At 59.8% G+C, this 26,875-nt stretch carries 23 protein-coding genes and 1 pseudogene; 15 read left to right on the top strand and 9 right to left on the bottom strand.

The features are described from left to right. Positions 1 to 45 precede the first annotated feature (45 nt). From thiC to CIT25_RS23540, 7 genes and pseudogenes are all read left to right on the top strand, one after another. Entirely contained in the window at positions 46 to 1,881 is a 1,836-nt protein-coding gene (gene thiC / locus CIT25_RS23570) for a phosphomethylpyrimidine synthase ThiC (protein WP_095486997.1), read from the top strand. Next, a complete protein-coding gene (thiO, locus tag CIT25_RS23565; protein WP_095486995.1) occupies positions 1,878 to 2,879 on the top strand; it encodes a glycine oxidase ThiO in 1,002 nt (333 codons plus the stop codon). The genes thiC and thiO overlap by 4 nt, the downstream gene beginning before the upstream one ends. Beyond that, positions 2,848 to 3,045, top strand: a complete 198-nt coding sequence (thiS, locus tag CIT25_RS23560; protein ID WP_095486993.1) for a sulfur carrier protein ThiS — start codon at positions 2,848 to 2,850, stop codon at positions 3,043 to 3,045. Before thiO ends, thiS begins: the two co-directional genes overlap by 32 nt. Position 3,046: 1 nt before the next feature. Beyond that, positions 3,047 to 3,820 (top strand): thiazole synthase, encoded by a 774-nt coding sequence (locus CIT25_RS23555; protein WP_095486991.1) that lies wholly within the window; start codon positions 3,047 to 3,049, stop codon positions 3,818 to 3,820. After that, positions 3,817 to 4,422 (top strand): thiamine phosphate synthase, encoded by a 606-nt coding sequence (locus CIT25_RS23550; RefSeq protein ID WP_095486989.1) that lies wholly within the window; start codon positions 3,817 to 3,819, stop codon positions 4,420 to 4,422. The genes CIT25_RS23555 and CIT25_RS23550 overlap by 4 nt, the downstream gene beginning before the upstream one ends. Next, entirely contained in the window at positions 4,413 to 5,228 is an 816-nt protein-coding gene (locus CIT25_RS23545; RefSeq protein WP_095486987.1) for a hydroxymethylpyrimidine/phosphomethylpyrimidine kinase, read from the top strand. Before CIT25_RS23550 ends, CIT25_RS23545 begins: the two co-directional genes overlap by 10 nt. A 202-nt stretch (positions 5,229 to 5,430) precedes the next feature. Next, positions 5,431 to 6,816, top strand: a pseudogene (locus CIT25_RS23540) (ISNCY family transposase); the annotation flags it as partial. A 551-nt stretch (positions 6,817 to 7,367) separates the two neighbouring features. Here CIT25_RS23540 and CIT25_RS23535 read toward each other — a convergent pair. The 3 genes from CIT25_RS23535 to CIT25_RS23525 form a co-directional block, all read right to left on the bottom strand. Beyond that, the gene (locus CIT25_RS23535; protein WP_095487029.1) at positions 7,368 to 8,348 is read right to left on the bottom strand and encodes a hypothetical protein; all 981 of its coding nucleotides are present in this window, start codon (positions 8,346 to 8,348) and stop codon (positions 7,368 to 7,370) included. A 314-nt stretch (positions 8,349 to 8,662) separates the two neighbouring features. Then, positions 8,663 to 9,061, bottom strand: coding sequence for a hypothetical protein (locus CIT25_RS23530; protein WP_091600482.1), 399 nt, complete (start codon positions 9,059 to 9,061; stop codon positions 8,663 to 8,665). Between the two features lie 555 nt (positions 9,062 to 9,616). Continuing rightward, positions 9,617 to 10,486: a hypothetical protein gene (locus tag CIT25_RS23525; protein WP_095486986.1), complete on the bottom strand. Its 870-nt coding sequence runs from the start codon at positions 10,484 to 10,486 to the stop codon at positions 9,617 to 9,619. Between the two features lie 125 nt (positions 10,487 to 10,611). Here CIT25_RS23525 and CIT25_RS36450 point away from each other — a divergent pair, with 125 nt between their 5' ends. Further along, the gene (locus CIT25_RS36450; RefSeq protein ID WP_128284584.1) at positions 10,612 to 10,887 is read left to right on the top strand and encodes a hypothetical protein; all 276 of its coding nucleotides are present in this window, start codon (positions 10,612 to 10,614) and stop codon (positions 10,885 to 10,887) included. A gap of 278 nt (positions 10,888 to 11,165) precedes the next feature. Here the strand turns inward: CIT25_RS36450 and CIT25_RS23520 are convergent, their stop codons facing one another. The 4 genes from CIT25_RS23520 to CIT25_RS23500 all read right to left on the bottom strand — a co-directional run bounded on the left by CIT25_RS23520 (position 11,166) and on the right by CIT25_RS23500 (position 17,549). Next, positions 11,166 to 12,353 (bottom strand): DUF2235 domain-containing protein, encoded by a 1,188-nt coding sequence (locus CIT25_RS23520; RefSeq protein WP_091600486.1) that lies wholly within the window; start codon positions 12,351 to 12,353, stop codon positions 11,166 to 11,168. Positions 12,354 to 13,028: 675 nt separating this feature from the next. Beyond that, complete coding sequence (locus tag CIT25_RS23510) at positions 13,029 to 14,057, bottom strand: patatin-like phospholipase family protein (protein ID WP_091600488.1); 1,029 nt, start codon at positions 14,055 to 14,057, stop codon at positions 13,029 to 13,031. Positions 14,058 to 14,103: 46 nt separating this feature from the next. After that, entirely contained in the window at positions 14,104 to 15,615 is a 1,512-nt protein-coding gene (locus CIT25_RS23505) for a ComEC/Rec2 family competence protein (RefSeq protein WP_128286060.1), read from the bottom strand. 32 nt (positions 15,616 to 15,647) lie between these two features. Beyond that, positions 15,648 to 17,549 (bottom strand): gluzincin family metallopeptidase, encoded by a 1,902-nt coding sequence (locus CIT25_RS23500; protein ID WP_095486983.1) that lies wholly within the window; start codon positions 17,547 to 17,549, stop codon positions 15,648 to 15,650. Positions 17,550 to 18,167: 618 nt separating this feature from the next. Here CIT25_RS23500 and CIT25_RS23495 point away from each other — a divergent pair. From CIT25_RS23495 to CIT25_RS23480, 4 genes are all read left to right on the top strand, one after another. Then, the gene (locus CIT25_RS23495) at positions 18,168 to 19,013 is read left to right on the top strand and encodes a hypothetical protein (protein WP_128286059.1); all 846 of its coding nucleotides are present in this window, start codon (positions 18,168 to 18,170) and stop codon (positions 19,011 to 19,013) included. A 189-nt stretch (positions 19,014 to 19,202) separates the two neighbouring features. Next, positions 19,203 to 19,412, top strand: a complete 210-nt coding sequence (locus CIT25_RS23490) for a hypothetical protein (protein WP_095486980.1) — start codon at positions 19,203 to 19,205, stop codon at positions 19,410 to 19,412. Continuing rightward, complete coding sequence (locus tag CIT25_RS23485) at positions 19,409 to 19,876, top strand: hypothetical protein (RefSeq protein WP_095486978.1); 468 nt, start codon at positions 19,409 to 19,411, stop codon at positions 19,874 to 19,876. The genes CIT25_RS23490 and CIT25_RS23485 overlap by 4 nt, the downstream gene beginning before the upstream one ends. A 119-nt stretch (positions 19,877 to 19,995) precedes the next feature. Then, positions 19,996 to 20,862 carry a hypothetical protein gene (locus tag CIT25_RS23480; protein WP_095486976.1) on the top strand — a complete coding sequence of 289 codons (867 nt, stop codon included), beginning with the start codon at positions 19,996 to 19,998 and terminating at the stop codon, positions 20,860 to 20,862. Between the two features lie 27 nt (positions 20,863 to 20,889). On the opposite strand, the gene CIT25_RS23475 is transcribed toward CIT25_RS23480, so the two are convergent. Both CIT25_RS23475 and CIT25_RS23470 read right to left on the bottom strand, forming a co-directional pair. Beyond that, positions 20,890 to 21,528, bottom strand: coding sequence for a phospholipase D-like domain-containing protein (locus CIT25_RS23475; protein ID WP_095486974.1), 639 nt, complete (start codon positions 21,526 to 21,528; stop codon positions 20,890 to 20,892). Beyond that, positions 21,515 to 22,159, bottom strand: coding sequence for a phospholipase D-like domain-containing protein (locus tag CIT25_RS23470; RefSeq protein ID WP_095486972.1), 645 nt, complete (start codon positions 22,157 to 22,159; stop codon positions 21,515 to 21,517). The genes CIT25_RS23475 and CIT25_RS23470 overlap by 14 nt, the downstream gene beginning before the upstream one ends. Before the next feature lie 486 nt (positions 22,160 to 22,645). Here CIT25_RS23470 and CIT25_RS23465 point away from each other — a divergent pair, with 486 nt between their 5' ends. Genes CIT25_RS23465 through CIT25_RS23455 form a run of 3 tightly spaced genes read left to right on the top strand, consistent with a single transcriptional unit; the run spans position 22,646 to position 26,793 of the window. Continuing rightward, positions 22,646 to 23,818 (top strand): anti-phage 6A-MBL system MBL-fold protein, encoded by a 1,173-nt coding sequence (locus CIT25_RS23465; RefSeq protein ID WP_095486970.1) that lies wholly within the window; start codon positions 22,646 to 22,648, stop codon positions 23,816 to 23,818. Between the two features lie 3 nt (positions 23,819 to 23,821). Further along, the gene (locus tag CIT25_RS23460) at positions 23,822 to 26,062 is read left to right on the top strand and encodes an anti-phage 6A-MBL system cap2_3 protein (protein ID WP_095486968.1); all 2,241 of its coding nucleotides are present in this window, start codon (positions 23,822 to 23,824) and stop codon (positions 26,060 to 26,062) included. Beyond that, positions 26,059 to 26,793: a hypothetical protein gene (locus CIT25_RS23455; RefSeq protein ID WP_095486966.1), complete on the top strand. Its 735-nt coding sequence runs from the start codon at positions 26,059 to 26,061 to the stop codon at positions 26,791 to 26,793. Before CIT25_RS23460 ends, CIT25_RS23455 begins: the two co-directional genes overlap by 4 nt. Positions 26,794 to 26,875 lie beyond the last annotated feature (82 nt).

Here is a 26,875-nt window from a genome sequence, read left to right as displayed (position 1 = left end):
CGGCACAGAACTGGGTCTCCAATGCATGAGCAAAGGAGCCTCACGATGAATGCCCTCACCCCCGCCGTGTCGACGGGACCACTGCCCGCCTCGCGGAAAATCCACAAGCCCGGCCTCCTCCACCCCCAGATCAGGGTGCCGATGCGCGAAATCTCTGTTCATCCGACTGCCGGCGAGCCACCCGTCACCGTCTACGATCCGTCCGGCCCCTATACGGACCCGACTGTCGAAACCAGCATGGAAAGGGGCCTTGCCCGGCTTCGCCACGAATGGATCACGGCTCGCGGCGATGTCGAGGCCTATGACGGCCGCCATGTCCGGCCGGAAGACAATGGATTCGTCACGGGCGAGCGCCTGACGCCGGAATTCCCCATTCGCAACCGGCCTCTCAGGGCCAAGGCCGGCAAGGCGGTGACTCAGCTTGCCTATGCGCGCGCCGGCATCATTACGCCTGAAATGGAGTCCGTGGCTATCCGCGAGAACCTTGGACGCGAGATCGTGCGCGGCAAGCTTGAGCGCGACGGTGAGAGCTTCGGCGCGGCGATCCCGGACTTCGTCACGCCGGAATTCGTGCGCGACGAGGTGGCGCGCGGGCGGGCGATCATTCCCGCCAACATCAATCATCCAGAGAGCGAACCGATGATCATCGGGCGAAATTTCCTGGTCAAGATCAACGCCAACATCGGTAACTCCGCTGTCACATCGTCAATGGCCGAAGAGGTCGAAAAAATGGTCTGGGCGATCCGCTGGGGCGCCGACACGGTGATGGACCTGTCGACCGGCCGCAATATCCGCAACATCCGCGAATGGATCGTGCGCAATTCGCCGGTGCCGATCGGCACGGTGCCGCTCTACCAGGCTCTCGAAAAGGTCAACGGCATTGCCGAGGACCTGACTTGGGAGGTCTACCGCGACACGCTGATCGAGCAGGCCGAACAGGGTGTCGACTATTTCACCATCCACGCCGGCGTGCGGCTGCACTACATCCCGCTGACCGTAGACCGGGTCACGGGCATCGTCTCGCGCGGCGGATCGATCATGGCCAAATGGTGCCTGCACCATCACCGGGAGAGCTTCCTCTACGAGCATTTCGCGGAAATCTGCGACATCTGCCGCGCCTATGATGTGTCCTTTTCACTCGGCGACGGGCTTCGTCCAGGCTCGATCGCCGACGCCAATGACGCAGCGCAATTCGCCGAATTGGAAACGCTCGGCGAGCTGACGCAGGTCGCCTGGGCGAAGGACTGCCAGGTGATGATCGAAGGCCCGGGCCACGTGCCGATGCACAAGATCAAGGAGAACATGGACAAGCAGCTCGCCGTCTGCGGAGAGGCGCCGTTCTATACGCTTGGACCGCTGACGACCGATATCGCGCCTGGCTATGACCACATCACCTCAGGGATCGGCGCCGCCATGATAGGCTGGTTCGGCACCGCAATGCTTTGCTACGTCACGCCGAAGGAGCATCTCGGCCTTCCCGACCGCAACGACGTCAAGGTAGGCGTCATCACCTACAAGATAGCCGCCCATGCGGCCGATCTGGCGAAGGGGCATCCGGCGGCGAAAGTCAGGGACAATGCCCTTTCCCGCGCGCGCTTCGAGTTCCGCTGGGAGGACCAGTTCAACCTGTCGCTCGACCCCGAAACAGCACGCTCCTTCCACGACCAGACCTTGCCCAAGGAAGCGCACAAAGTGGCGCATTTCTGCTCGATGTGCGGGCCGAAATTCTGCTCCATGCGCATCTCCCACGACATCCGTGCCGAGGCCCAGAAAGAGGGCATGGCGGCCATGGCGGCAAAATATCGCGAAGGTGGCGATCTCTACATGCCAGCGGACGAGGCCGGCGTACCGCTCATGCCAGAGGCGCCGGAACCGTCATGAGGGTGCTGGTCAAAGGGGCCGGCGTTGCCGGCCTTGCCGCGGCCTTCGAACTCGCCATCCGAGGCGCGACGGTCACAGTCGCCGAGATCCGGCACGGCATCGGCGGCAATGCATCGTGGTTCGCCGGCGGCATGCTGGCGCCGTGGTGCGAGTGCGAAAGCGCCGAGCAGCCGGTGCTCGATCTCGGACGCGATGCCGCCGACTGGTGGGATGCGGCGACGCCAGGCCAGGTCACACGGGCCGGCACGCTGCTCGTGGCCGCACCGCGCGATGCGGGCGAACTCGACCGGTTCGCCAGCCGCACCTCGGGTCATCGGCGTGTCGATGAGGATGAAATCGTGTTGCTCGAGCCCGACCTCGCCGGCCGCTTCCGCCGCGGACTGCTCTTCCCCGACGAAGCCCATCTCGACCCGCGTCAGGCGATGGCAGCACTTCATGATGGGCTGGCGGCGATGGGCGTCGAGTTCCACTTCGGCGCCGACGCTTCGGCTGGTGCCGGTTTCGATCGCCAGATCGAATGCACGGGAATGGCCGCGGGCGATGGCCGACTGCGCGGCGTTCGCGGCGAGATGCTGATCCTGAATACGCCTGATGTCTCGCTGTCGCGCCCAGTCAGGCTGCTTCATCCGCGCTTTCCGCTCTACGTGGTGCCACGCACCGACCACCGTTTCATGATCGGCGCGACGATGATTGAAAGCCAGTCCGTCGGACCGGTCACGGCGCGATCGATGATGGAGCTGCTGGGTGCCGCCTACGCCCTCCATCCGGCCTTTGGCGAGGCCGAGATCGTTGAAACCGGTGTCGGCGTCCGTCCAGCCTTTCCCGACAACCTGCCGCGCGTAGAAACGAACGGCGAGATCATAGCCATCAACGGGCTCTATCGTCACGGCTTTCTCCTCGCCCCAGCCATGGCGCGCCAGGCTGCCGACCTGGTTTTCAATCAAGACGGAACCAAGGAGCTTGCTCATGAAATTGATGGTCAACGGCGAAGCGCATGAGGTGGCCGCCACCACGCTGGCCGAACTGCTTGCCGCGCTCGACTATGAGGGCGATTGGCTGGCGACGGCCGTCAACAGCGACCTGGTGCACAAAGCCAACCGGGCGGAGTTCCAGTTGAGCGACGGCGACCGGATCGAAATCCTCTCACCCATGCAGGGAGGCTAGCATGTTCGATCTTCTTGGAACGGCGCTTTCCTCGCGGCTGCTTCTCGGCACGGCTCAATATCCTTCGCCGGCCATCCTTGCCGATGCGGTTAGCGCATCGGGCACGTCGGTGGTGACTGTCTCGTTGCGCCGCGAGATGGCGGGCGGCAGGGCCGGCGAAGAATTCTGGTCGCTGATCCGCTCGCTTGGCACGAGGGTCCTTCCCAACACGGCAGGCTGCCACTCCGTCAAGGAAGCGGTCACCACAGCGAAAATGGCGCGCGAAGTGTTCGGGACGAGCTGGATCAAGCTCGAAGTGATCGGCAACCACGACACACTGCAGCCTGACGTGTTCGGCCTGGTCGAAGCCGCCCGCATCCTGTCCGAGGACGGCTTTTCGGTATTTCCCTATACCACCGACGATCTTGTCGTCGCCGAGCGGCTGCTGGAAGCGGGCTGCAAGGTCCTGATGCCGTGGTGCGCACCGATCGGTTCCGCCCTGGGACCGGTCAACATTCCGGCGCTGCGCTCGATGCGCGCACAATTCCCAGGCGTCCCGCTGATTGTGGATGCAGGGCTCGGACGGCCGTCGCACGCGGCGACCGTCATGGAACTCGGCTTTGACGCCGTGCTCCTGAACACGGCGGTCGCCAAGGCGGCCGATCCGGTCGGCATGGCGCGTGCTTTCGGCAAGGCGGTCGAAGCCGGCCGCGAAGCCTTTTGCTCGGGAATGCTCGAACCGCGCGAGGTCGCGATGCCGTCAACGCCGACGATCGGCAGGGCGGTTTTTTCATGAAGCTCGATCCCTTCTATCTGATCGTCGATAGTGCAGCCTGGATCGAGCGGCTGGTGCCGCTCGGCGTCAAGCTGGTGCAGCTTCGCATCAAGACCATGGACGAAACCGGGCTGCGCGCGGAGATCCGCAAGTCGAAGGCCTTGTGTGTCCAATACAAAAGCCAGCTCATCGTCAACGATCATTGGCGTCTGGCAATCGAGGAGGGCTGCGATTTCGTGCATCTCGGCCAGGAGGATCTGCAAACCGCCGACCTCTCGAGGATACGGTCAGCCGGTGTCAGGCTCGGGTTGAGCACGCATGATCATGTCGAGCTGGAAACGGCCATGTTTGCTGAGCCCGACTATGTCGCGCTCGGTCCGATCTATCCCACCGTCTTGAAGAAGATGAAGTGGGCGCCACAAGGGCTAGAGCGGATCAGCGAGTGGAACCGGCGAGTGACGCCGATCCCATTGGTCGCCATCGGCGGCCTCAACCCCGACCGCCTCGACGGCGTCTTTGAGGCCGGAGCCAACAGCGCGGCAGTGGTCACCGATATCACGTTGAGCTCCGACCCCGAAGCGCGCACGCGAGAATGGATCAAAAAGACGGACCGATGGCGATGAGACGAGAACCGCATGTGCTTGTCGTTGGCGGATCAGATTCCAGCGGGGGTGCTGGAATAGCACGCGACATCGAGACGATCTCTGCCATTGGCGTGCGCACCTGTCTCGCCGTCACAGCGCTAACGGTGCAAACGCACGACGCCGTGATCGAAATCCATCATTCGCCGCCTAGCCTGGTGGCCAATCAGATGTGCGCCGCGCTGCAGGCCAACGACGTGGCCACAATCAAGATCGGCATGCTGGCGACTGCCAAGATCATTGTTGCCGTTGCCGCAGTGCTGCGCAAATTTCCGCATGTCCCCGCAGTACTCGACCCTTTGCTGGCCTCCACCTCAGGCCGCGCACTTCTGGAAGCAGGCGCTATCGCTGCCATGAAGCGCGATCTGATGCCGCTTTGCTGCATTGTCACGCCCAACCTCCCTGAACTGGCGCTCCTTATTGGTTCCGAACTGGCATCGGATGAGGACGGAGCGCTCCAACAAGGAAAAAGACTGCTGGCCGCCGGCGCTCAAGCCCTGCTGATCAAAGGTGGGCATGCGTCGGGACCTCAATCGACCGATATTCTGTTGCGTTTCGATCAACCACCAACCCGCTTCGACACACCGCGCATTGCCGCATCAATGCGCGGAACAGGTTGCATGCTGGCCAGCGCGATTGCGGCGCATCTGGCGAAGGCGAAGCCGCTCGAAGACAGTGTGCGCGACGGCAAGCTGTTTGTGTTCGAGAAGCTTCAGAAATGCCGGCTGAATAACCACAACGTTCTGCGTCCAGCCAAGCAGACCCATTTTCCAGAATTTTTCCCGTAGCGAGACTAGAGAAGGGGCTACTGCTTCTCTATGCCATCCTTACAACGCGTTGAGTTCCACACTGCCATTTATGCGACTTTCTGATGTAGCAGCTAAGTTAAAATGTCCGGATCTGGCAAAGTAGGAATGTCGCCCCTGCATTTGCCTTGCCAATCTCCTCGCCTTCGAGCGCACAGGAGATTGCAGGTTGGGACTGGTTCTGATGAGCGAACGCGAGCTGCAGCGGATCGAGGTTCTCTCGAGGGTTAACGAGCGAAGGATGACCAGTGCCACAGCTGCGGGTTTGCTTGGCGTCTCGGCCAGGCAAGTCCAGCGGCTGATGAAGACGTTTCTGTCTGAAGGCGCGCCGGCCCTTCGCCACAAGGCGCGTGGCCGTCCCTCCAACAACCGCATTCTTGATGGCGTTCGCGACTTTGCGCTGGAGCTTATCCGTGAACATTACATCGACTTCGGTCCAACGCTGGCGCGCGAGAAGCTGCTTGAGCGGCACCAGCTTGCGGTAAGCAAGGAGACCTTGCGCAAATGGATGACGGAGGCGGGCATCTGGACGTTGCGGCGGGAGCGCAAGCGGAGGCTGCATCAGCCGCGCGGCCGGCGCGACTGTCTTGGCGAGATGGTGCAGATCGACGGCTCGCATCACTGGTGGTTCGAGGAGCGCGGGCCCAAATGCGCCCTGCTCGTCTTCATCGACGACGCGACCGGCCGGCTGTTACATTTGCGCTTTGCCGGCTCGGAGAACACGTTCGACTACTTTCATGCAGCGAAGGCCTATCTCCAGGCATGGGGCAAGCCGCTGGCATTCTACAGTGACAAGCACGGCATCTTCCGGACGACGCATGGTTCCAAGTTGGATCGCGGCAGCGGCCTGACGCAATTCGGCCGGGCGCTCTACGAGCTCAACATCGACATCATTTGCGCCAACTCCCCACATGCGAAGGGCCGCGTCGAGCGCGCCAACCAGACGCTGCAGGACCGGCTTGTGAAGGAGCTGCGCCTGCGCGGCATCAGCACGATCGAGGCGGCCAATGTCTTTGCGACTGCGTTCATGGCGGACTTCAACGTGCGCTTTGCCAAGGAACCCCGCAACCCGAAGGACATGCACCGTCCCCTCGCCGCTCATGACAACCTGGACGGCGCCCTGTGCCGCAAGGAGGTCCGTACGCTGACCGACGCCCTGACGCTGCGCTATGACAAGGTGATGTTCATTCTCCACCCGACCGACACCGCGAAGAAGCTCGCCCGCAAGAAGGTGGTCGTCTGCGACTATCCCGATGGCCGTCTCGAGATCATTCATGAGGGCGTTGCCCTGTCCTACAAAGCCTTCGATGAGCTGCGCTCTGTCCATCGTTCGGCAATCGTCGAGAACAAGCGGCTGGACGCCGTTCTGGAGATGGTTGCCGAGATGCAGGTTGGCCGCGACTTGCAACGCAGCAAGCGCGGGCCACGCCGCACCGGTCAGACCGACCATATGTTCGGCATCCCTGACGGCGCTGAGAGCAACGGCTATGTGAGAAGTGGTCGCAAGCCCGGCAGGCCGCCTGGTTCCGCCCGGCGAGAGCAAGCGCCCGCTGACGCCCCCGTCCCGGAAGTCGGGCGCGCATCCGTCGACCTCGATCTGCGGCTGACGGAGAGTGACAGGAATCGTATCGCCGACGTCGTCACGATGCTGAGCGAATACAGGGTCCCGCCGCGGTCGACCTCGGCCAACGAAGCTCGTCCGTAGCGGCAGCTCTCAAAGCTAAAGCCGAGGAGCTTGGCTGAGCCGCACCCGATCGGGCTGCGCAACCCCGACCAGCTTACGCCCGATCGGATACTCACGTCGGCGCCAAGAAGCGCGTCACTGTCGCGCTTCAAATTGCTGCGACCTGCCCTGCGAATTGCCCCTTTGCGACATTTCTACTTTGCTGGCGGCGCGACATTCGAACTTGGTTGCAACATCGAGGCACAAACCATGAACGCTGTGCCGCGTGGTTATTGAGTTCCAATCGCTATTTAGTCTGCTTGCATGTTCCGAAATGACCGCGTTGGGCCCGCAAGCTGACAGGCGGCTTTGCGGACCACTGGGTAGAAAGGAGTCATCCGCCACGACGTTGCGCACAGCCCGGATCACTACCCTCCTGATATGATCGGCTCGGCGCCCTAAAAGGGAATGTCGTTGGATTCCCGAGTTGCCTGCCCTCGAACGGCTGCCGCAGGGAGTGGGATATTGGTCACGACAAAGAGATTCAGGATATCCTCGCGGTCCATGAACAGGACCTGGGCACGCTTACTTTGATCTAACTTGCCGCCGAGCCAGTTACGAGCCTGCTTCGTGATCTCGCCGCCGGCAACGATGAACGCGTGATCTACGAGCACGCGACGATTTAACTCTGGATCAAAGATCTCGTGGCCGAGCATCATGACGACCTGATTGTGAATTTCGGCGACGTTCGCGTTGCCGGTCTTAGTCATGCCCGATGAATCGATCTTCCCCTTCTTTGCCTGGATGCCAAAGTAGATGACATGCATGGTGGGGAGCGTGTGCCGCATCCAGATGTCCTTGCCGTATTCGAGCTGCTTGTCCGAGTGGCCCGCCGCGGTGATGCGGTGGAAGCCAAGTTGACGGAACATGGGCAAGAGAACGTCCTCGATTAGTTCGTCTTCGGTGCACGCGTCGAGATAGGTCGCGAGCTGCTCCCGCCGCCTGACCTCCTCAGGCGCCAGGGGCCTGTGAGGGTTCGAAGCCTCTGACACCTTTTTCGTTGCAATGTGCCGGAACTGGAGCGTGCCCCCATCGTCGAAGTACGCCTCGTAGCCTTCTTTCTTCAGAGGGATGTTGAGGATTTCTAATGCCTTTGATCGGTCGAGGTCATCGTCGACAGCTTCCGACCTATCCATGAGTATGCGGAACACATGGACGAAACGGGGAGGAAGCGCGTGGGGCTGGGGCGATGGTTCAGACAGGAGTTCTGTCAGGCGGTCCGTGGCCCACGCCCAGCGGGTGGAGCCATCGTGAACGAACGGCAGATCGCAGTCTTCGAAGAATTCGGTGATGTATTTGCTTGAACGGTACGGGAAGTGGGCAGCATCGCCAACGACGCACTCGGCCAGCGAACGAACATTCCGAGACTTGAACTGCATATAGGTGCAACTCCAACGCATGATGCGTATCTTATAGCGAGTTTAGGTCTATATGGAACTCAAACGCACCTCAGGTCTGCAGATCACCACGTCGTAGTCAGCGCGTGCGCATTTTCGAGAAGTCGGCACCGACGACTAGCAGGTTCTCATGTTCCATCTTGGCCCCTCCGGCATCATCCTTATTGATACCGTTTGGCACCATGACTTCGAACCTGACCGACGTCACAAGGTCATCGCTCACACTCGACACCCACGCTCAACCGGAATCGTCAATATGCAGCAACATTTCTGCATCGACATCAGCTGATACGTCATCAGCAATAGTCATCGATCGAGTCGCCAAGGTCCTCTCCAGCTAGTTCGCAGAAGTGCTTCAGAGCGCCCTTGAGACTGAAGAAGGTGAATTCGCTTCGGTGATGGAAAAGGCCATCATGGATTGAAATGTGGGCCACTGCCCAATTCTTTATGGCGTCGCCGGCAAAATGAGTGAGTACGATCAGGTCATCGTCCTTGAGATTCCGGTCGACGACGAGGCTCGTGGAGAGCTGGTTGCGCGCGAAGATACTTCCGAAAGAGAGGCGCGATTCATAAAGAAGAAGGGCGTCGTCGGTGAATTCGTCCGGGCACGCCGGAAATTCGGTTGGAACCTTCCAGCGGACCTGGACCGCAAGAGGGGTCAGAGATGGGTAGAGTGTTTCTGCCTGGTTAAGCATTCTTCAATCCTCGCGGCGTGAGTGCCTCAATGATCAGCCTTGCCGAGAAACGACACTTGGTAAAGACTTGCGACCGCAAAGATCGGGTGGCCGTGTCACTAAATGCATATAGCCCTAGCGACTGCTATACCTGATTGAGTGTTGCGCGCCCGCCACGCTCGGACTGAGCGATTTGACGGCGATGCTTGCACCGTCAACAACGTGATTCGAGACAGCATGAGACATGGCTGCATGAGTGGCCCAAGGGTCACCGCCTAACCCGTAACATCCTGAAATCCGTTGCGGCCTGCTTGGTGGCGAAGCCGTACGTCCACCACCCTTGCCATCGACATCCAGACGGATCCCCTGGATCGGCAGCTTTCAGGAAATGGCTTGGGCAATTCGAGCGGCTGGAATGAGGCGCAAAGCCGCCGTTCACCTCTCCTTCGAGTCAGCGCTCCGACCGGCCAAAATCGTCGAGGCCTCCAACAAGGTGAAATGGGTATTTCACACTGACGCGCAACCCGGGTGATGAAGGTATGCCAAAACCCACCGAGCCTGATTGGCGATCCAGCGTTAGCCGTCTCGACCTGAACTCGCGGCAACGTTTGCCGACGACTGATCCAATGCCAACCGCAATCGCTCCATTTCCGGGCGACTGTGTTCACGGGCGGCAAGAATCTGGGCTCTTGTCTGCTTGAGTTGCTCAAGACCGAGAACCAAGGCGCCCTGCAGCCGCTTGCGGTCGCCGAGAATATCCTGGTCAATCTGCGCGATATCGCGTGGATCGATCGCGCGTGAGGGATCGAAGACAAAGCGGGCTTCGACGGACCTTCGCCAATTTAACAACTTCTGCGCGGTTTTGGGTTCGAATCCGGACACGCTGTAGAGCTTGTTCCTCTCGACATCGAGCGCTGTTTCGACGCCATACGACTCCAGGACCTGTTTCTTTCCCGGTCCGATGCTCTCGATCTTTGCCGATGAGATTTCAAAGTTGTCCAGGAACCGGTGCAGTTGCGCCTGACGGCGGTTGCGCTCGAGCTCCGAGATCCTGGCTACCCGTTTGGAAGGTAAGATGTCCCATTCGCGCCTGAGCCCGGCGAGCACCGTTTTTTGCCTGTCGAAGGCATCCGGCCCGGCTCTCTGCATCCACGTGGTTTGCGCGTTTTTCCACTGGGTGGCGGCCTCGCCGGCGATGCGCCGGTATTCCGCAGCCTCACTGTCCCTGTTCAAGAAACCTCTCAACCCCAGAAAAACCCCCAAGGCAATGCCCAGCACCCAGATCTGCGCCATCATCAAGCCAGCGACGCCGACTACTGCGGCCGCTACTCCTGCCCGGAAGTTGGTGCGGCGCGCGTGCCCCTTGAGCTTCAAGGCGTTGGGATCTGGTGTCACATTCTTCTCGGGGACGGTCGGCACCGGCCCGGGATGCGGGATGGCGTCCACCTGCGCTGGAATCCGGCGATATCGAAAAGCGTCGCCCCGCTGGCGGGAACAACGGTTGAGAACAGCGGGACGCCAGTGGCGCCTTCCATTTTGCACCAAGGGCACGGCGATGAGCCAAGTGACCAGTGGCTGGAATTGGCGGAGCACTGCTTGAGGTTCGCTTCAAGTTCGGCCAAGGCAGCCACCCAGTCCCGGGCCACGGGCCTGCCAGCCGACGTTCCCTTTTGCGAGAAGGCATCCTCAAACATTTTTGCAAGTCCTGGGCCGACGGTGGAACGCGCCCCGAAACCCGAAGCTTCTTGCAGGCCGAGAAGGAACTGGACGGCAAGGGCTGGCTTTCCGCAGCGTTGCGGGCGCCGGTCAAAGTAGAAAGCGAAAGTATGGCAATCGCCGCCGAGTAAGCACGGTTCGCATTCAAGGTCAGGGCAGCGATGCCCCGACCTTGAATGCGTCCGGAATGTCTTTCGAGCCGGTATCGAACCCGCCAAGGCCAGGCGAGCGTGCCCCTGGCCCGCCCCTCGCGCTCCCCCTCCCGTCTGAGGCAGAGCGCAAAGCATCTACTATCTAGGTGGACGACGTTTACTCCATTTCCGCCCACGGCGCATCTTTCGCGCTCTGCATGTCAGCCGGAACGGCCAGATCCTGGAAGCAGACGGCGGCACTGCACGCCACTCAGCGGTCAGTGGATCTCGCCAACCGCCTTTCCAGGCTGTTCGGCATCGACCCAACCCATCACCGCGTCAAGATCGACGCCCTTGCGGGTCGACCACTCAACCAAATTGGCGGGCCGGTAGCTTGACGAGTGGCGATACCGCTCGAAGACCGAGCCATCAATCGTCTCATTGACATTGATGTACGTCGCATCCGGGTCCCGGCCGGGAGGGGATGCAATGGGCCGAAGATGCCTCTTGCTGAGGATGGCGTAGGAGCCGCGCATGAACTCCCGGTAAGAGTCTGAAATCGGAGCGTCGAGGGCCCCGTCGTCCACCTCGATGTCGCTCCTGAACGCGAGACCGTGGGACCGGGCCTTTTCGATGATCCAGCTGAGAGGAGCCTGTGCAAGCAGATCATTCGGGTATCCGCCGCCCACATTACCGTGGGCGCCAGCAAACCAACGCTGCTCGACACTGCTGTAGGGACGCGGCGGTGCGATCACCGCCTGGGGATCGGTAGGGATTCTCTTCGTCCATAACGTCGGCATGAAGCTGTTGCGATGCTCATCGAGGGCAAGGGCGTGAAACGCATTCTCGATTGGCACCCTCAAGCCCGTGTCCAGAAATCGGAAACTGGTCCGACTGATGCCTTCCCAGCTGAACGCGGGAATGCCGAGCGCGCCGACAGTGTCCCAGACGGCCACCAGCTTGATCGGCACGCGGCGGGAGTATTTCAGCATCCAGCGTTCTTCCAGGGCAGAGGCCTTCAGCGGGCCTGCGACCAAGTCGTCATGAAGCTTCCACACGGTCAGCGCGTCGCGTCGGCGGTACCGGGCGAACAACTGGTTGACGCTTAACGGGGCACCCGGCCTCAACAGGCCACACTTGGTGATAAAGCCTGTCAGAGAACGCGCAGTGAAGGCGCCGCGGCTGAAGCCGAACACGAAGATGTCGTCACCATCGTTGTAGTTTTCGACCAGCCACTCATAGGCATCAAGGATATTCCTGAGCAGCCCCTTCCCAAAGGCTCCGCCAATGACTCCGTTCACCCCGATATCATAGTAGGCGAGCTGGGCTGGGTTTCCGGTGTCTTTCGTTGAACACAGGGCGCGCAAGCGCCAGACATTGGTGTTGTCCGACACGGAATTCCAGGTTCCATCAAGGAAAACCGCCAGCCGCTTCTTACCCGGTCCCGCTGCCGATAATGATTCCATTTCGCTTCCTTGAAAAGGAAGACAGACCACGACATATGGCGGCTGTCCAGCGGTCCTAAGTCAGCGCCCTCCGGAGATTCTGTCCGGTTGCTAAGAAGGTGGGGTAACGCGGCCACAGATGGTGACAAAGGCTGAACTGCCCCAGCGGCACGAGGCGCGAACAAGATCGAGTAGTCGCGGCTGCTGGTCGTCGGCCGGCCGATGGTGATCATGGACACGCCGACGTAGCTCCCGGTCTTGAAGCGGCCGATGAATTCGACAGGCATCGCCTATGTAGCGGAAGCACCCGTCGCGCCGGTCGAGCTTGAACCTCAGTGTCGGGTTCGGTTGCGTTGGTTCTTCCTGGGCCCTTGCCGGAGCAGATATGAGAATGGCGGCGCCGACAGCCCAGAGCAGCGGCCATTTGGAGGCACTATGGCGCATCACTTGGTCTCGGGGTCGGGCTCACCAAAGGTCTTCACGAAGATGGCCTTGCCAGTGCCTGAAATTTGCTTCTGGATGTCCCAGTCGAGCTTGCTGTCCCTGATGTAGAGACTGAGGGTACAAATCTCGCCGCGGCAGGCACTTGGCGTTGAGGACTGCTTGTCCTGGATAGAATATGAGGCGATATATCCAACGATAACGTCCTTGCAGTCCGTGTCGGGTAAGCGGCAAGGCGGCGCGTTTGACACTTTGCTACTTAAGGAGTTCCGGTGCATAGGATTTGACGCGTGCCATCGTGAGGGCGCGACCATGTCGCACCAAAACCTCATGCTCTTCGGCCTCCAATCTCTTTAAATCTGTTGCCACCAGCGACGCGAAAGCGGCGTCGCCAGGCCGTTCCTCGCCTACCCGGCTGTCGATTGAAAACCAGATGGGTTTCGGGCCCTTTTTCGCGTCGTACGACAATTGCAGACGAGCAAATTGAAGACCTCTTACCTGCTCCATCATGATGTTGATCGCCTCCTTAAGCACGATTGTCCCGGACTCCGTCGGATGAGGGGACACGGCGAACGGCTTGCCGCCATCACTTACAAAACACACATCGACGGGATTGCGCCGCGCTCGCATCAACGGGTTCACGCCCAGATTATCGTAAATGCCTCCATCGCTCAGCGTCGCGTATTCGCTCAGGGAATTGGGATAGATGTCGGCATTGAGCCGTAGCGGAGGAAACACGGGCGGGAAAGCCGAGGATGCTGCCACGGCCAAGCTGATTGGATAGTTACTCGCATTCGCGGTGCCGCTCTCGTGCTCCCCCATCGTTTCTCCAGCGTCTTCTCCGGGCGCCAATGCCTTGCCTGCAACAAAGAAAAACATGTTGCCGGTGGCCAGGTTGGTGGCGTTGAGATAGATTCGTGGACCATCTCTGAGAGCGGATAGCCGTGCACCCGCGAACAGATCCCGATCATAGCTTGCGCCAAGCTTCTCCAGGCGTGTTTCGAAGGGGTCCAGGATACCTCCGATGATCGAAGAGACGGCGATCGACTTTGTCAGCAGATAGTCCGAAAGGCCCTTCAGCACATCCTGTTTGCCCCAATTCAGCGCCAAGTAGGCGCCTGCCACGCTCCCGCCGCTCACGCAGCTGATGAGATCAAGCTTGTCGAGTAAGTCGAGTTCCTGGAGAGCCGTAAACGTCCCTACATGGAACGCGGCAGCACGAAACCCGCCCCCCGAGAGCGCAATTCCAAGTTTCTTGGTTTCGCCGTTGATTAGAACGACCATCGTATACCCCCCATTGAGAATTCCCCGCCGACCCGAGCAGCTGGCATCATGAAAGGTCGAACGTCATCTCAACAAAAAGATCGCTGTGTTCGATCTTGACCGGCCGCTTTGCTGACGTCGGGTTGTTTCGGAAAGCTCGTTTTTCGACGGTTGGATTACCGTCGCCCTGAACGATGCGTCCCTTGGTCTTTTCCTGCAACGCCTTGTAAAGCTCCTCGAACGGCATCCTCCACCCGCTTCCAGGTTCCGCTCGACCCTTACCTTGAATGGCCGCGACCGCCTCTACGACCGGTATCGCGGCTACTAGTCGTGGGTCGACCATGCGCTCCAGACCGAGCGCTTCGACCGTGGCATTATGACTCCCATGGTGTCCGACCTTGTAAAATGTTGTCCGGCGCAACAGGTCCTCTGCGGTGACAGGTTTGCCCGAGGACATAGTCTTCGCGGCGGGAGGATAGGTCTGGTCATTCCAAGACAGCCAATTCCCCACCTGGGCGTCTCCGGGAAACAGCAATACCTGGCCATCGGGGAGTTCAAACGCCAGTGCCAGGCTGGTGTTGTTTGTATCCGAATCCATCTTCAGGGCCAAAGCTTCGATGGAGCCTGTCCAGTCGCTGTCAATCCTACGCCACTTTTCGGCCGGAGCGTCATACAGTTTGCGGACCCCCGACTTGGTCGCCTTCTTGCGACGGGTTTTCCCTTTCAGGGGTCTTTGGTAAACGGCCGAGAAAGGCAGGACTGTGTCGGTTCGATTGGCAAGAAGCGAGAGCTGGGCATTTACTGTGCTTTCCGCCGCCGCGGCGGCGTCCAGACGCGTCAGATATACCTCCTTCGCCTGTCCCTTGGATGGGGTGTCTTTTCGCAGCAAAACTTCATCTCGAGGCGGGCCAAGAACAAAGGCCTTGATATTGAACTCGTCGAGGTCAATGACCTGTCCAGGCTCAAGATAAGATGTTGAATCGGCACCAGCTTTATCCTTCAGCATTTGCATGATTTCGGCAGTCCCGAAGACGCCCGATGCACCTAGCCCGTTTATGGCGACCGGCCCGGCGAAAGCGGCAAGCGCCGCTGCCGTTCGCAAGCCGGGATGCGCATCGCCTTGCGCCAGCGTGGCCGCCGCCGCCAAAGCCTGCTTTCCCTTCGAAAATCGTGCCCTTAGGACCTGAGCCTGCGGATCTTTCAGGTTTTCGGTCCAAGCCATCCAAAGCCGGCCGATGGAAACCGCACCGTCAAGGAATGCGCCTTTTTCGAACGCAAACCCGGACAGATGGTCGTAGTGCTCGTGGGTTATGACCAGCAGGTCGATCCGGTTGCCGACGGTCTTCAGGACGTCTTTCGCGATCGCTGAAATGCGGGCCGGGCCGGCCTCAACTTCGGACAGGCGCTTTTTACCGATCCGGTTCACGACCTTCGGGTCAAGTTTGGCGATCAGATCGGCTCCAGCGGCAACGTTCTGGAGGACCCCACAATCTATAAGTATGGATCGCTCCAACTCCGCGCCGCCGTCGTCCAACGTGGTGCGAATGAGGAAGCAATCGCCCAAGATGCCGCGATACATCCTGATCCTCAAGAGCTTCAATATCCCCACACCTAACCTCCCCGGTGCACCAGAGCGAACGGTTCGTCCAACGCAGTGCCGGTCGATCCCCCTTGCAGTCCATAACCGAACGCGGTCGAGCCGAAGCGGTAACCCGCAAGGAAATCGCGTTGTTGCTCCAGCCGGGCATCGTCACTAATTCGCTTTCGGACTGCGTAACGCAGGTGACCCTCCCGAAGGTCGAAGATGAGTGTGGCACCACCGCGGAACACAAAGTCCGCGCCCGACGGGTTATCGCCGTGCTTGTCTTGAAGCTCCTGTTCGTTCTGATCGTAGAAGCCGCGCCGCTGCTGTACAATTTCAATGATAAGTTGGCGGAGATCCTGGCCGTCGGGTCCTGTTCGCCGGGAGGTTCTTACAGAATGAATTTCCACGGGCGGAGCAAATCCCTTCGGGTCCCCTGGCCGGCTCAGTATCGTCTCGCGGTCGTCATACGAGATCAAACCTCGTCGGAAGACTACTCCGCACACCTCTTGCCATGGCTTATCCTCGGTGGTCCGAAAGCTCTCCGATCCCAGGATCCACCAATGCACGCTCTCCGCGTTCTCCTCAGCGGCCTTGATTGCCGTCGTCCGATCGAATTTTGGCTCCAAATCCAGGTCCAAATCGTCATAATCGGCCGCCAGATGATGGACCGGCGCCTCCCACAACAAACTGTCGACAGCCAGAGAGAGACAGCCCTCCGGGATGATACCGCGCCGCCGAAACCCTTCTATGATGGCGAGCCGATAATTAAGCACGTCATCGGGCACCAGGTCATAGTCCGCCGTTATGATTGCCCGGAGAAAATCGCCAAAGCGGACGTCTACTGGCGGCAGGTAGTCGAGGGCGCGGATGCACATTCGCATCACGTGTTCCGCCGCCTTGCTCGCCTCCCGTGTTAATCGTTTGACCAGGTCTGGATGGAGGTTCTGGTCGGGACCGGTGCCGGGTCTGATGCCGGCGATTCTGAGCAGATCAGCGGTGCGGTTCTCATAGATCGACAGAAAAGCATCGAAAACGGCCGCCACCAGGACCGCGCCGCGTTCGTGAGGCTCCGTCATGTCGTCGCGCAAGATCACGGGCGCAGCTCCACTGTGATCGTCAATCGCCTCGCGAAGGGCTCCGTCCCGGCCGGTAGCCTCGCCGAACTGCCGGGCGAGGCCGCTGAGGAGGGAGCGGTTGTCCAGGCTACCGCCGTCTTTCGCAATCTGGGCGCTGACTGCTTCCTCAAGCGAAAAATGTGAGAACAGAGCGACGATATCGGCAAAGGCTTCGTGGAACGCCAAGCTGTCTACGCTGGTCGGTTCAGCAAACCGCCGGTGAAGTCCATCCAGGATCGCATGCGTGACCTCGTGAACGATGATGTCATGCGAAAGCGCGGTAAACACCCATTTGGCGCCGGCGCTGTGCGCGGACGTCTGAAAATAGCCGAACAGGAGGGCCTTCTTTTCCCGGCTGTAATAAGCATTGGGCTCGCGAAGGGCATGGGGATAGATACGCAATTTATAGACCGGCTCGTATTTACGCCCGTTGGGAACGCGACGCGGAGCCCAGAAGACTCTCCTGCCAAGCGCCCGTTCGAAAGTTCGAATAGTCTTCATTGCAACGGCGAACACCATCTGCTGGTGAAAGCGGGGATCGCCTTCCGAGGGGGCCAAGCCGTCCTGAGCCAGGAGGTAGGGGTGATTGAGGTCCACCGGCTCATAAAATTGGCCGCTGACCGGATCGATATCAATAACTTCAAGGTAGTCATTGATGGGGCCGGGCTGAATTTCTTCCTCCCAGCTCTGCTCCCAAGGTATTTTAATTGTTGCAACATTAACGCCTGCAGTCGCAGCCAACGTAGAAGCCTGCGGGTCGAAGGCATAGACCCGCAACCGGCGAACAGGCGGAGCCGTATATTGCCCCGACATGGCATTTCCCCCATCCCTAGTATTTCAAACACTACCGATTGAAATACTTACCGAGATTACACCCTCACTCTATTAGAAACATGCTCGAAACATCGGGTCAACGGCCGGCGCGCTTACAGGCATAAAAACGGAAAATGTTCTTGCCGTATCGGAATAACCGGAGCACTCGATCACCAGACCCTGCCGGTTTACTTTCTGAAGAACGGTCGCTTTCGGGTCGTCATCACCGGGCTAGCGCGTCGCCGCCCGTCCGCACACTTCTTCTAAACCGTTCGCACTCCTGGGCTGACCTGTAGCATCCCATCTGAACGCTCGTTCAGGACGTTCAAGCCGCTTTATCAATCCCCGAAACCGCAGGCATCGTCTTCCCTAGCTGCTCCGTCGGCGGGTGACGCAGCAAGGCCGTTGATTGCTGGATCAAGGCAAGCCTGGCCACCGGGAGACGACGTAGGGGGGGACCATACAACGTCAGGAGCAGCACGATCTTGCGCCGTTACCCGTAGGAAATATCGTTCACCAGCCGAAGGCAGCCCGATTTGCACTTCCCAAAATGAACGACTGGCATCTTGATGTCGAATACAGCTTAATTGTGGTCACTCTTCTAGAGGGAAGTACATCATGGCTGAGTTATCGAGTCCGTCGACATCTCAACTGTCAGAAGATGAGCGCGCCAGGATCTCAGACAATCAGCGGCGCGCCAGGCGTAGGCAGAAAGCGCTTGGAAGGCACGGGGCCCGATTCTCCCATGCTATGGTCTGTGTCGGTTCCGGGATTTGGGCCGATGCAACGCCAGAAAGCGGCGAGATGATTGCCGCCGAGTCAGCTATTTTCGACAGCTTAGCTCCCGGAGAGTTCCGCATCCTACGTCGACCCTCCATACTTCCGAGAGCGAGGCCAAAGCCGTCATTCAAGAACGCGTTGGACGCCCTCCAGCACGAAATCAGCAAGCAAAGTGCTTGGTTTTATGACTTCTTCTATTTTTGCTATCAGCGATATGACTACCTGCTGGGTTTTTCGCAATACGCGGCAAGTCGAACGTCATTTTGCTCAGATTTGGTCGAGAAGATCTATGCTCGCCGTGCCCCCGGATTGTTACAGGCCGGACGGCGCAACCGCATTTTCCCACAGGACTTATTTGCGATGGCTACAGACGCGAAATTTGACGACATAACTCAAGCGTTTTCCGAAGGCCGCCGGACATTCCCCTCTACCACGGACAAAGAGCGGGTTAAGCACATGCTGAACGTCATGGAATTTCGCCTGGGTGCGGCTTTGGACAACATCGCGGCGCTCGAACAGGGTGAAAGAATAAGGGTCGCTACCAGCAAAATGCCTGGAGGGGATCGTTTACCCCAGACCCCAATCGGTGAATCATTTGGCCCCGCCGAGCAACTCACCTGGAGTACAAAAGCGGCTGCAGTTGCGGCCCGAAAAAGGGTGCAAAAGCTAAAATTAAGGTGGTGAAGCTAAATCCATGGAGCACAAATGGCCCCATGCAGATTAGCCTACCTTGGCATCACGACACGGGCGACGGCATCGCCGACACGGATTCATTGACGCCGTGACGGAAGAAGACAAACCCAGTGTAACGGTCACCCTCAACGGCACGGCGTGATCGCGCCGGCGCTTCAGGCCATCCGCTTGGCGACTGAAATGGTGGCCGTATGCACGTCAGCGATCGAGGCTACAGATCTCAACGATCTACCTCGGGACGGGTTTTTCGGGCTGAGCTTCGTGCCTCACGCCGATCAAGCCAAGGCCAAGCTAGCTTATCGCGCGTGGATATTGGGGAAGGCGTTTCAGGAACTGGCCAGGGGGCTGAGGGCTACGCTCGAGCAAGCCTACATCTACACGCTTGGTTGAGGGAAGGACGCAAGGTCGAGACCTGGGGCGAGTTCGAGGACATTTATCTCGCGGCGGAAAAGAAGGCGTCGAGTCTCAATTTTCCAGATTTGCTGCTGGCCGTGCAGGCGCAATTGGCGACGAAGCTCGATTTCTTTGAGGAGTACCGCTCGCTTCAGAGGGCTCGGAACTGTCTGGAACATCGCAATGGCGTTGTAGGTCATATTGACTGCGACGAAGGCGAGGGGGCCCTTAGCCTGAAGTTGCCCCGTTTGAAATGTTTTACCGTCAGCGACGGGGAAGAGATCGAGGTTCACAAGAACCAGTACTTTGAAAAGGGCGGGACGATCAAAATCAAAAGAGACTTGCGTATTCGTGTCTTCGCCTTGGGGGAAACGGTCTCTTTCACCGCGGAGGAATTCAGCGAGATCGCCATGGCGCTTCGCTTGTTCGTCGCCGACATTGCGCCGAAGCTGCCGATTTAGACCACTGGAATGGCGGTGGGTTGTCGGAGTGCATGCCTGCGAGATGGGCCATTCGAACTGGCACTGTGTTCTCCGGATTCCTATATCTAACCGGCGCTATCCCATGGGGACCATGACTGATGAGTGACGATTCTCCCGACTCTCCCAAGCCCATCAAGCTTGAGGACCTTAAGGTAAGCACCGGCAGTGGTGCCAAGCCATTGAGCGAGATTGCAAAAACACTTGCAGGTATTGGGTCACACGTAAATCCTGCTAAAAACTTGGCCATCCGCCTGCAGGAACAGCAAGACAAGTTCAGTGATTTGCTCCGGCCCTCGAAGGAGGCGGAGCCGCTTCGGAAGCGCTTTGAATCGCTCACACAGCCGTCGCCTGCAATGAGGTCCATACTGGATCAGGTGGAAGGCCAAAGGCGACTGCTCGATTCAATCTCGAAGCCGGATGCCGGGGGGCTATTGACCGAGCGAGCTATTTCGGCCCCTAGAATGCCGGATTTCCAGATGCCCAGAAACCCCATTCTGGACACGAATGCGCAGCTGGCAGAAATCGAACGGAAGTTTGAAAGCATGCTGGATGTCATGACAAACGCCGCGCGGATCGGCAACGATATTCAAGCCCAGGCAACGACCTTTATAGGAAAGTTCGAAGAGGCCTCCAGCCAGACCGACAGTTCAGCCAAAAAAGCAATTCTTGTCGGCGTATTTGCGCTCGTGATCGCCACGCTGAGTCCCTTCGCCCCGATGGTCGTTGATTACTTTTCGCCAAATCGCACCGTTCCGGCGATCGAGGCTCTCACGCGGGAGGTGGTTTCTGCCGATCGGGCGGCTAGCGCTGACAACCAGAAACTAATTGAGGCGCTCAAGAAGCGCGACGATCAGGCGACCGGAAGAATTGTCGAGGAAGTTCGCCGCAGGCAGGACGAAACGAATGCCATTCTGCGGGAGCTCATTGAGACCCTGAAAGATCGCAATGTGCCTGCCAACCCCTGAGAACCGGGCTCTGGCGCAAGAGTAGCTCTATGCGAACAGCTCACGGTCTCGGATCTTGAACGGGTCTGTATAGTCCTCAGCCCACCATGGGTCTTGGCCGTAGGCGCCTTTTGCAAGGACGATGTCTTTTTGGCCTCTGCAGCGTCTTCCTGGGTGACGCGGAAATGGTAGTCGTCGAAGATGCGTATCCCTTCGACCATATACGATGTCGCAATTTTTTTCGCGGATGAGGAGCAGGTTCTCTCCGTTCTGAAGGTCAGCGGGCTTGCTGAAGTTGTAAGAACCGGTCCACACGCGGGCGTCAGGTGTGTTGAAATCGATTACCAGAAACTTGTGGTGCAGATTTGGCCCGCTGCCGGTGTAAGGTTCGACCTTAAACGGCGTCGGCACGTGTTTGTTGAGGCGAGCGAAATAGACGGGTGCAGTGTTGCCATTGGGCTTATGAACGGTGACACCGGTGTTGTTGTCGGAAATGCCGTAGGTGAAAACCGGGCTGTTGGTAGCCGCTTCCACGGCGTCTGTTACAGCACCGCCTGTGATGCTCAGGAAAGCCAGGGAATAGAGTAGGCAGGCCTGGGCCTTTTCGACATCCTGGCCGATTTCCGCAAGGCGGGCACGGGCTGTGTCATGGGGAGAAAAGGTGATGCTGGCATCAATGCCCGCCAAGCCGAGCGGATGCCAGTCGGGTGAGGGACCGTTGGCGAAGCCATTCCTTTTTCCAATAGGCCTCGAACGCAGCCTTGAGGGGGGCTACGGCTTGAGCGCCCGTTAACAGCAAGGCGTTGTTCGATTGAACATAGAGCCCGCGCCAGCTGAAGTTTGTCGAACCGCAGACGGCGCGCGGGACGGCCGCATCCACGATAATCATCTTATTATGTTGGAGACCTCCCATCCCGTTGTCCTCGCCAGCGGAAGCCTTGAGCAGTGTCTCGGACTGGGTCTCACCACTTGTCTTGAGCCCATGCTTATCGCTGTCGTCGATGATTATCCTGAGGCGCGGACCGAGCGCGAACAGGCGGTCCATGATTTCGCTTTCGCTCATGTCGTAGGCGACCATGCTGACCGTTGCGGCAGGATCGGCTACTGCTGCATCCAAAAGCGCAAAGATCTCTTTTCGGGCCTCCAGTCCCATCCATTCGTAGGCATCGTCCGCGTCCGGATGCGTCGGCTTGAACGTGGTGCCCTGAGCGACGCGGGCGGGCAGCAATGTTTTGAGCGGCCCGCGAGCCTGATATTTGTCCACGAAAGCCTGGGAAGCCACATACCCCCTGGTGGCGCTGCCGTCCGACGTTTCCATGCTAGGGCACACGTGCGACGGTGAAGCTTGCGCCTCAAACGTGGCCTGTGCGCAGCTGGAGCTTCACCGACCTGGCCCTCGACCGAGCAACGTGAAGCGCGACTCGCGTTCTCGGGTCCCCGCTACCATATGTAAAAAGACATACCTGCCATGCATCGCCGCCTGCGGCGTTTTGGTCCGATTGGCCTGTTGACAACTTGCCAAATAATCGTACCCTCAGTGCAACGCGCTGCACGAACGTATTTACTTCATTTTAACGCTGTGCCATAAAAAAGGCAGACGGTGATTCCACCGCCTGCCTTCTGTTTGTGCGTACCTGCGGACGTGGCGCCGTAACACTGCCCAGACCACAGGTCCGTACCGTTGCAAGTCGGTTCTAGTGCCCCAAGGCTCCATTGACAAGCCACAGGCTAGTTGCCGGCGGCGCGCGCACACGGAAATGATCCGTTGCGTGCCCGTTCCGGCCAACCATAGGAACCGACACAGATGCCTGCAAAACTGACCTTTTTCCCCGTGGGCAACGGGGACATGGCGCTGATCAAGCTCGACAACAAGCAAACGATCCTCGTCGACATCAACATCCGCGCCGCCGCCGACGATCCTGAGGACGACACCTACGACGTTGCCCAGGATCTCAAGAGGCGCCTCTCCCGCGACGACAAGGGCCGGCTCTACGTCGACGCCTTCCTGCTCTCGCACCCGGATTCCGACCACGTGACCGGGCTCACGACGCATTTCCACCTCGGCCCGCCCGAGGATTTCCCGGAGGGTGACGAGAACCTCATCCTGATCCGCGAAATGTGGTCGTCGCCGATCGTGTTCCGGCGCGCCAGCAAGCAGCACAAGCTCTGCGACGAGGCCAAGGCGTGGGCCACCGAAGCGCGGCGCCGGGTCGCGCTGTTCAAAGAGAAGGGCCTGACCGGCACCGGTTCAGGCGACCGCATCCTGATCCTCGGTGAGGATAAAGACGGCAAGACCGATGATCTCACGGACATCCTGGTCAAGCAGGACGGCCTGCTGACCGCAGCTGACCGCGTGAACACGGGCCAGTTCGAAGGCCGCCTGCTGGCGCCGATGTACGTCGACGAAGACGACAAGGAGCTGATCGAAGTCCTCGAGAAGAACAACTCCTCGGCGATCGTGCGGTTCTCCATCGCCGGCGACGGCGTGGCCGACCGCTGCCGCTTCCTGACCGGTGGCGACGCGGACGTCTCCATCTGGGACCAGCTGTGGCAGCGCCACAAGGACAGTAACAAGGACTGGCTCAGCTACGATGTCATGGAGACGCCGCACCACTGCTCCTGGCGCACCCTGAGCCACGACCGCTGGTCCGAGATGGGCGAGAAGGTCAAGGTGTCCGAGGACGCCAGGAACGCACTCTCCCAGACCCGTGACGGCGCCATCATCGTCGCCTCCTGCAAGCCCATCAAAAAGGACGACGACAACCCGCCTCATGAGCGGGCCAAGCGGGAATATGTCTCGATCACCTCGGCCGAACGCTTCATCTGCACGACCGAGTATGCCGATGAGCACGACGGGCCGGTCGAGTTCAACATCACCGGCGTCGGCACATCCAAGCAGCTGGCGCTGACCCCGAAAAAGGCCGCCTCGATCGCCGGCGTGACCGGAGTGACGACGACGCCCAGATCCCACGGCTGAGCCATGGCCTCGGCAGACATGAAGCGGCACGCGGAACACTTTCTGCGTGTCGCAACAGAGATTCCGCAATGCCAGCGCTGTGGCCTGATCGCCGTCGGTGACGACGTGGCGACCCTGTTCCTTGATCTGGCCGTGGAGATGCCAACGCACTGGCACGCCAAGGGCACCGCCCCTAACGGCGTCCTGCCGGTCGAACGCGTTGAGGTCCTGCTTGGCGCTGACTACCCGTGGCGGTGCCCCACCTTCACCCTGCGCAAGGGCTTTCCGCGCAACCTGCACCACTTGACGCCCGGCTCGGAAAACGTGTGTCCAACCCCCTGTCTTGTGGACGGCAACCAGGACGAATATTTCAATCAGCACGGCCTGATCGAACTCGGCATCGGGGCCATCGTCAACCAGATGGGCGTTTGGCTCGGTCGCGCAGCAATTGGCACCTTGATGGATCCGGATCATGGCTGGGAACCCGTGATGCGCCAAGGCCTGCCGAACCGGCTTATTATCGATGCGGACTTCGCCCGAAGCCAGATCACCGACAAGTCCGGCTCGGTATGGCTTGCTACCAAATTCATGAAGGGCAAGGATCTCGCTGGCAAAAGGTCCTACACCCTCTCGGCGCACAATGAATTTGCCGCTGCCGTCGGCAACATGTCTGCTTTCCCCTTTGAGGCCGAAAGCGAAGGACGCTACAGCGGCATCACCGCGACGGTGCTGATCTGGCCGCCAAATGGCGCCATCACAAGTGCGGTGCTGCCTGAGACGGTAGCGAACCTTGACGACTTGGCACAACGCGCTGAGGCCTTCGGCTGCGGCGTTGAGTTTGCGAAATTCCTCGACAGGCTCCAGCGGCGCTGGGCGGGCAAAACCGATGACGCGACCTTCCCGATCGCCGTTTTGTTTGGCGTGCGGCGACCTTTTCGGCTGATCGGGCGGGCGTCGACGATCGAGTTGCTTCCTTACTTGATTGAAATCACGGCTCCGCAGAAGCGGGCCTCGCTGTTCGAAGGGCCCAACGCGAGAGCCGCCGTTGCCATGGAGCAACTGGATCGCACGACGCCCGCGCTTCTCCGCGCCGTGTCGGCAGCTCCCTCTTATCCGCCATTCAGCCTGGTTGGCTGCGGCAGCGTCGGATCGAAAACCGCTCTGCATCTGGCCCGTGCCGGCGCCCAGATCTTGGCCGTCTCCGACAGCAACGAGCTGCGGCCCCACAACATGGCCCGGCACGCCCTCGTGCGGCCACCCCTGCCGTGGCCGAAGGCGTTTGAACTGTCTGACGAGCTGGCCCTGCTCGGGCAGAAACCGGAAGCCCATCTGATTGACGTGGTTAGGGGCCTGAAGCGTGCGGACAATCGCCTGCTGATTTCGCCGCCCGGGACCGGCACGCTGCTCAACACGACCGCATCGAGCCTGGTGCGCGATGCCCTGTCAATGGTGAGCCCTGCCGAGCTGCCGGCACGCATGGCGGAGATCGCCCTTTTCGGGCGCGGCCGTGGCGGTTTCGTATTTCATGAGGGAAGCAACCGCAATCCGAGCCTCGCCGACCTGCAGGCGGTGCTGTCCGCGACCGTGACGCCTTATGAACGGACATTGTTGTTCGATCCCGAGTTCGGGCTGACGCAAATTCAGATCGGGGAAGGCTGCGGCTCCATGACTATGCCGATGACCGACGCGCGCCTTTCGGCGATGACCGCCATGGCCACCGAGGAACTCATGCGCCTCGCCGGCGCCAATGCCGATGGCGGAGAACTGGTCGTGGGGGTGGCAGAGCCCGATAGCCCATCGACAAGTTGGCGCCGCCTCTCCGTGTCAAAATTCCTGGAAATCCCGGTCGAGGGCGGCGAATGGACTTTGCGTCTGTCGTCGCACGTCGCCGGCATGATCCGCGAAGAGACCGCGCGGTTTCCCAATGTCGAGACGGGAGGCCTTCTGATCGGCTCCTGCAGTTCTCTCATGAAGACTGTCACGGTGGTCGACCTGATCGAGGCGCCAGAAGACAGCGTGAGGACGCCGACGCTGTTCGTGCTTGGAACGAAGGGCATGAAGAATCGGATCGATGCCCGTTTCGAGGAAAGCGGCCGCTCGCTGCTTGATGTGGGTACCTGGCACAGCCACCTCGCCGAACAAGGTCCCTCGCCCACCGACCGCAAGACGGCCAAGCAGGTCGCCGTGGAGCGAGCGCCGCCGGCCATCCTTCTCATTGCCACTCCAGCCACGTACCATGCCATCATGCATCAGGACGCGCCATGAACGATTACCTCGACGCCTACTCCATCAAGGCGCGCCTCGCGCCGGCAGCTCTGGCAATTGCCCCGGTCATTGTCCTGATTGTGCTGGCCTTCAACTGGGTTCAGCCGAGCCTCCCCGAGGCCATCATCGGTCTCGCCGTCATGGTCCTGTTCTTCGCTGCCTCGAATGTGGCCCGCCGCCTGGGCAAGAGGAAGGAGAGACAGCTGTTCGCGACGACCGGCGGGAGACCGGAAAATCGCGAACTGAACCACCTGGATAAGACACTCGACGAGCGGACCAAGGACCGCTACCGCAAATTCCTCGCCAAGCAGCTCGAGCAGCCGGCGCCGACGCGCGACATGGAAGTCGAGGACCCCGACGAAGCGGCTGCGTTCTATGTGCAGTGCTACAACTGGCTGCGCGAGAACACCCGCGACACCGAGAAATTTCGGATTCTTTTCAACGAGAACATCGCCTACGGCTATTACCGCAATCTCCTGGCGCTGAAGCCCTATGGCATCGTGCTCAATCTGCTGACCATCGCCGCCGCGGCCGCAATCATCTACTACAAGCCCGATTTCGCCGAGCTAACCCATGGAAAGCTTGCGGCCCTCGGCATCCTCGCCGCCGTGCATGCGGGCTACCTGATCTTCGGCGTCACCAAGCGAGCCACGCTTGACGCCTCGAAGGCATATGCCCGCCAACTCACCCTCAGCTGCGAGACGCTGATGGTGCAGATGAAATCGGCCTGAGCTGCAACGTTCCCTGTGGCGCGCACGAGTGTCGCCAAGGTGTACAGGTTCAGGTTTTTTGAGCCAAGCTGGTGCGGAAATT

Source organism: Mesorhizobium mediterraneum, assembly GCF_002284565.1.
In the GTDB taxonomy this organism is placed as follows: Bacteria; Pseudomonadota; Alphaproteobacteria; order Rhizobiales; family Rhizobiaceae; genus Mesorhizobium; species Mesorhizobium mediterraneum.
Note: the sequence above shows the minus strand (reverse complement) of the source record. Positions and strands in the feature narration are given on the sequence as shown.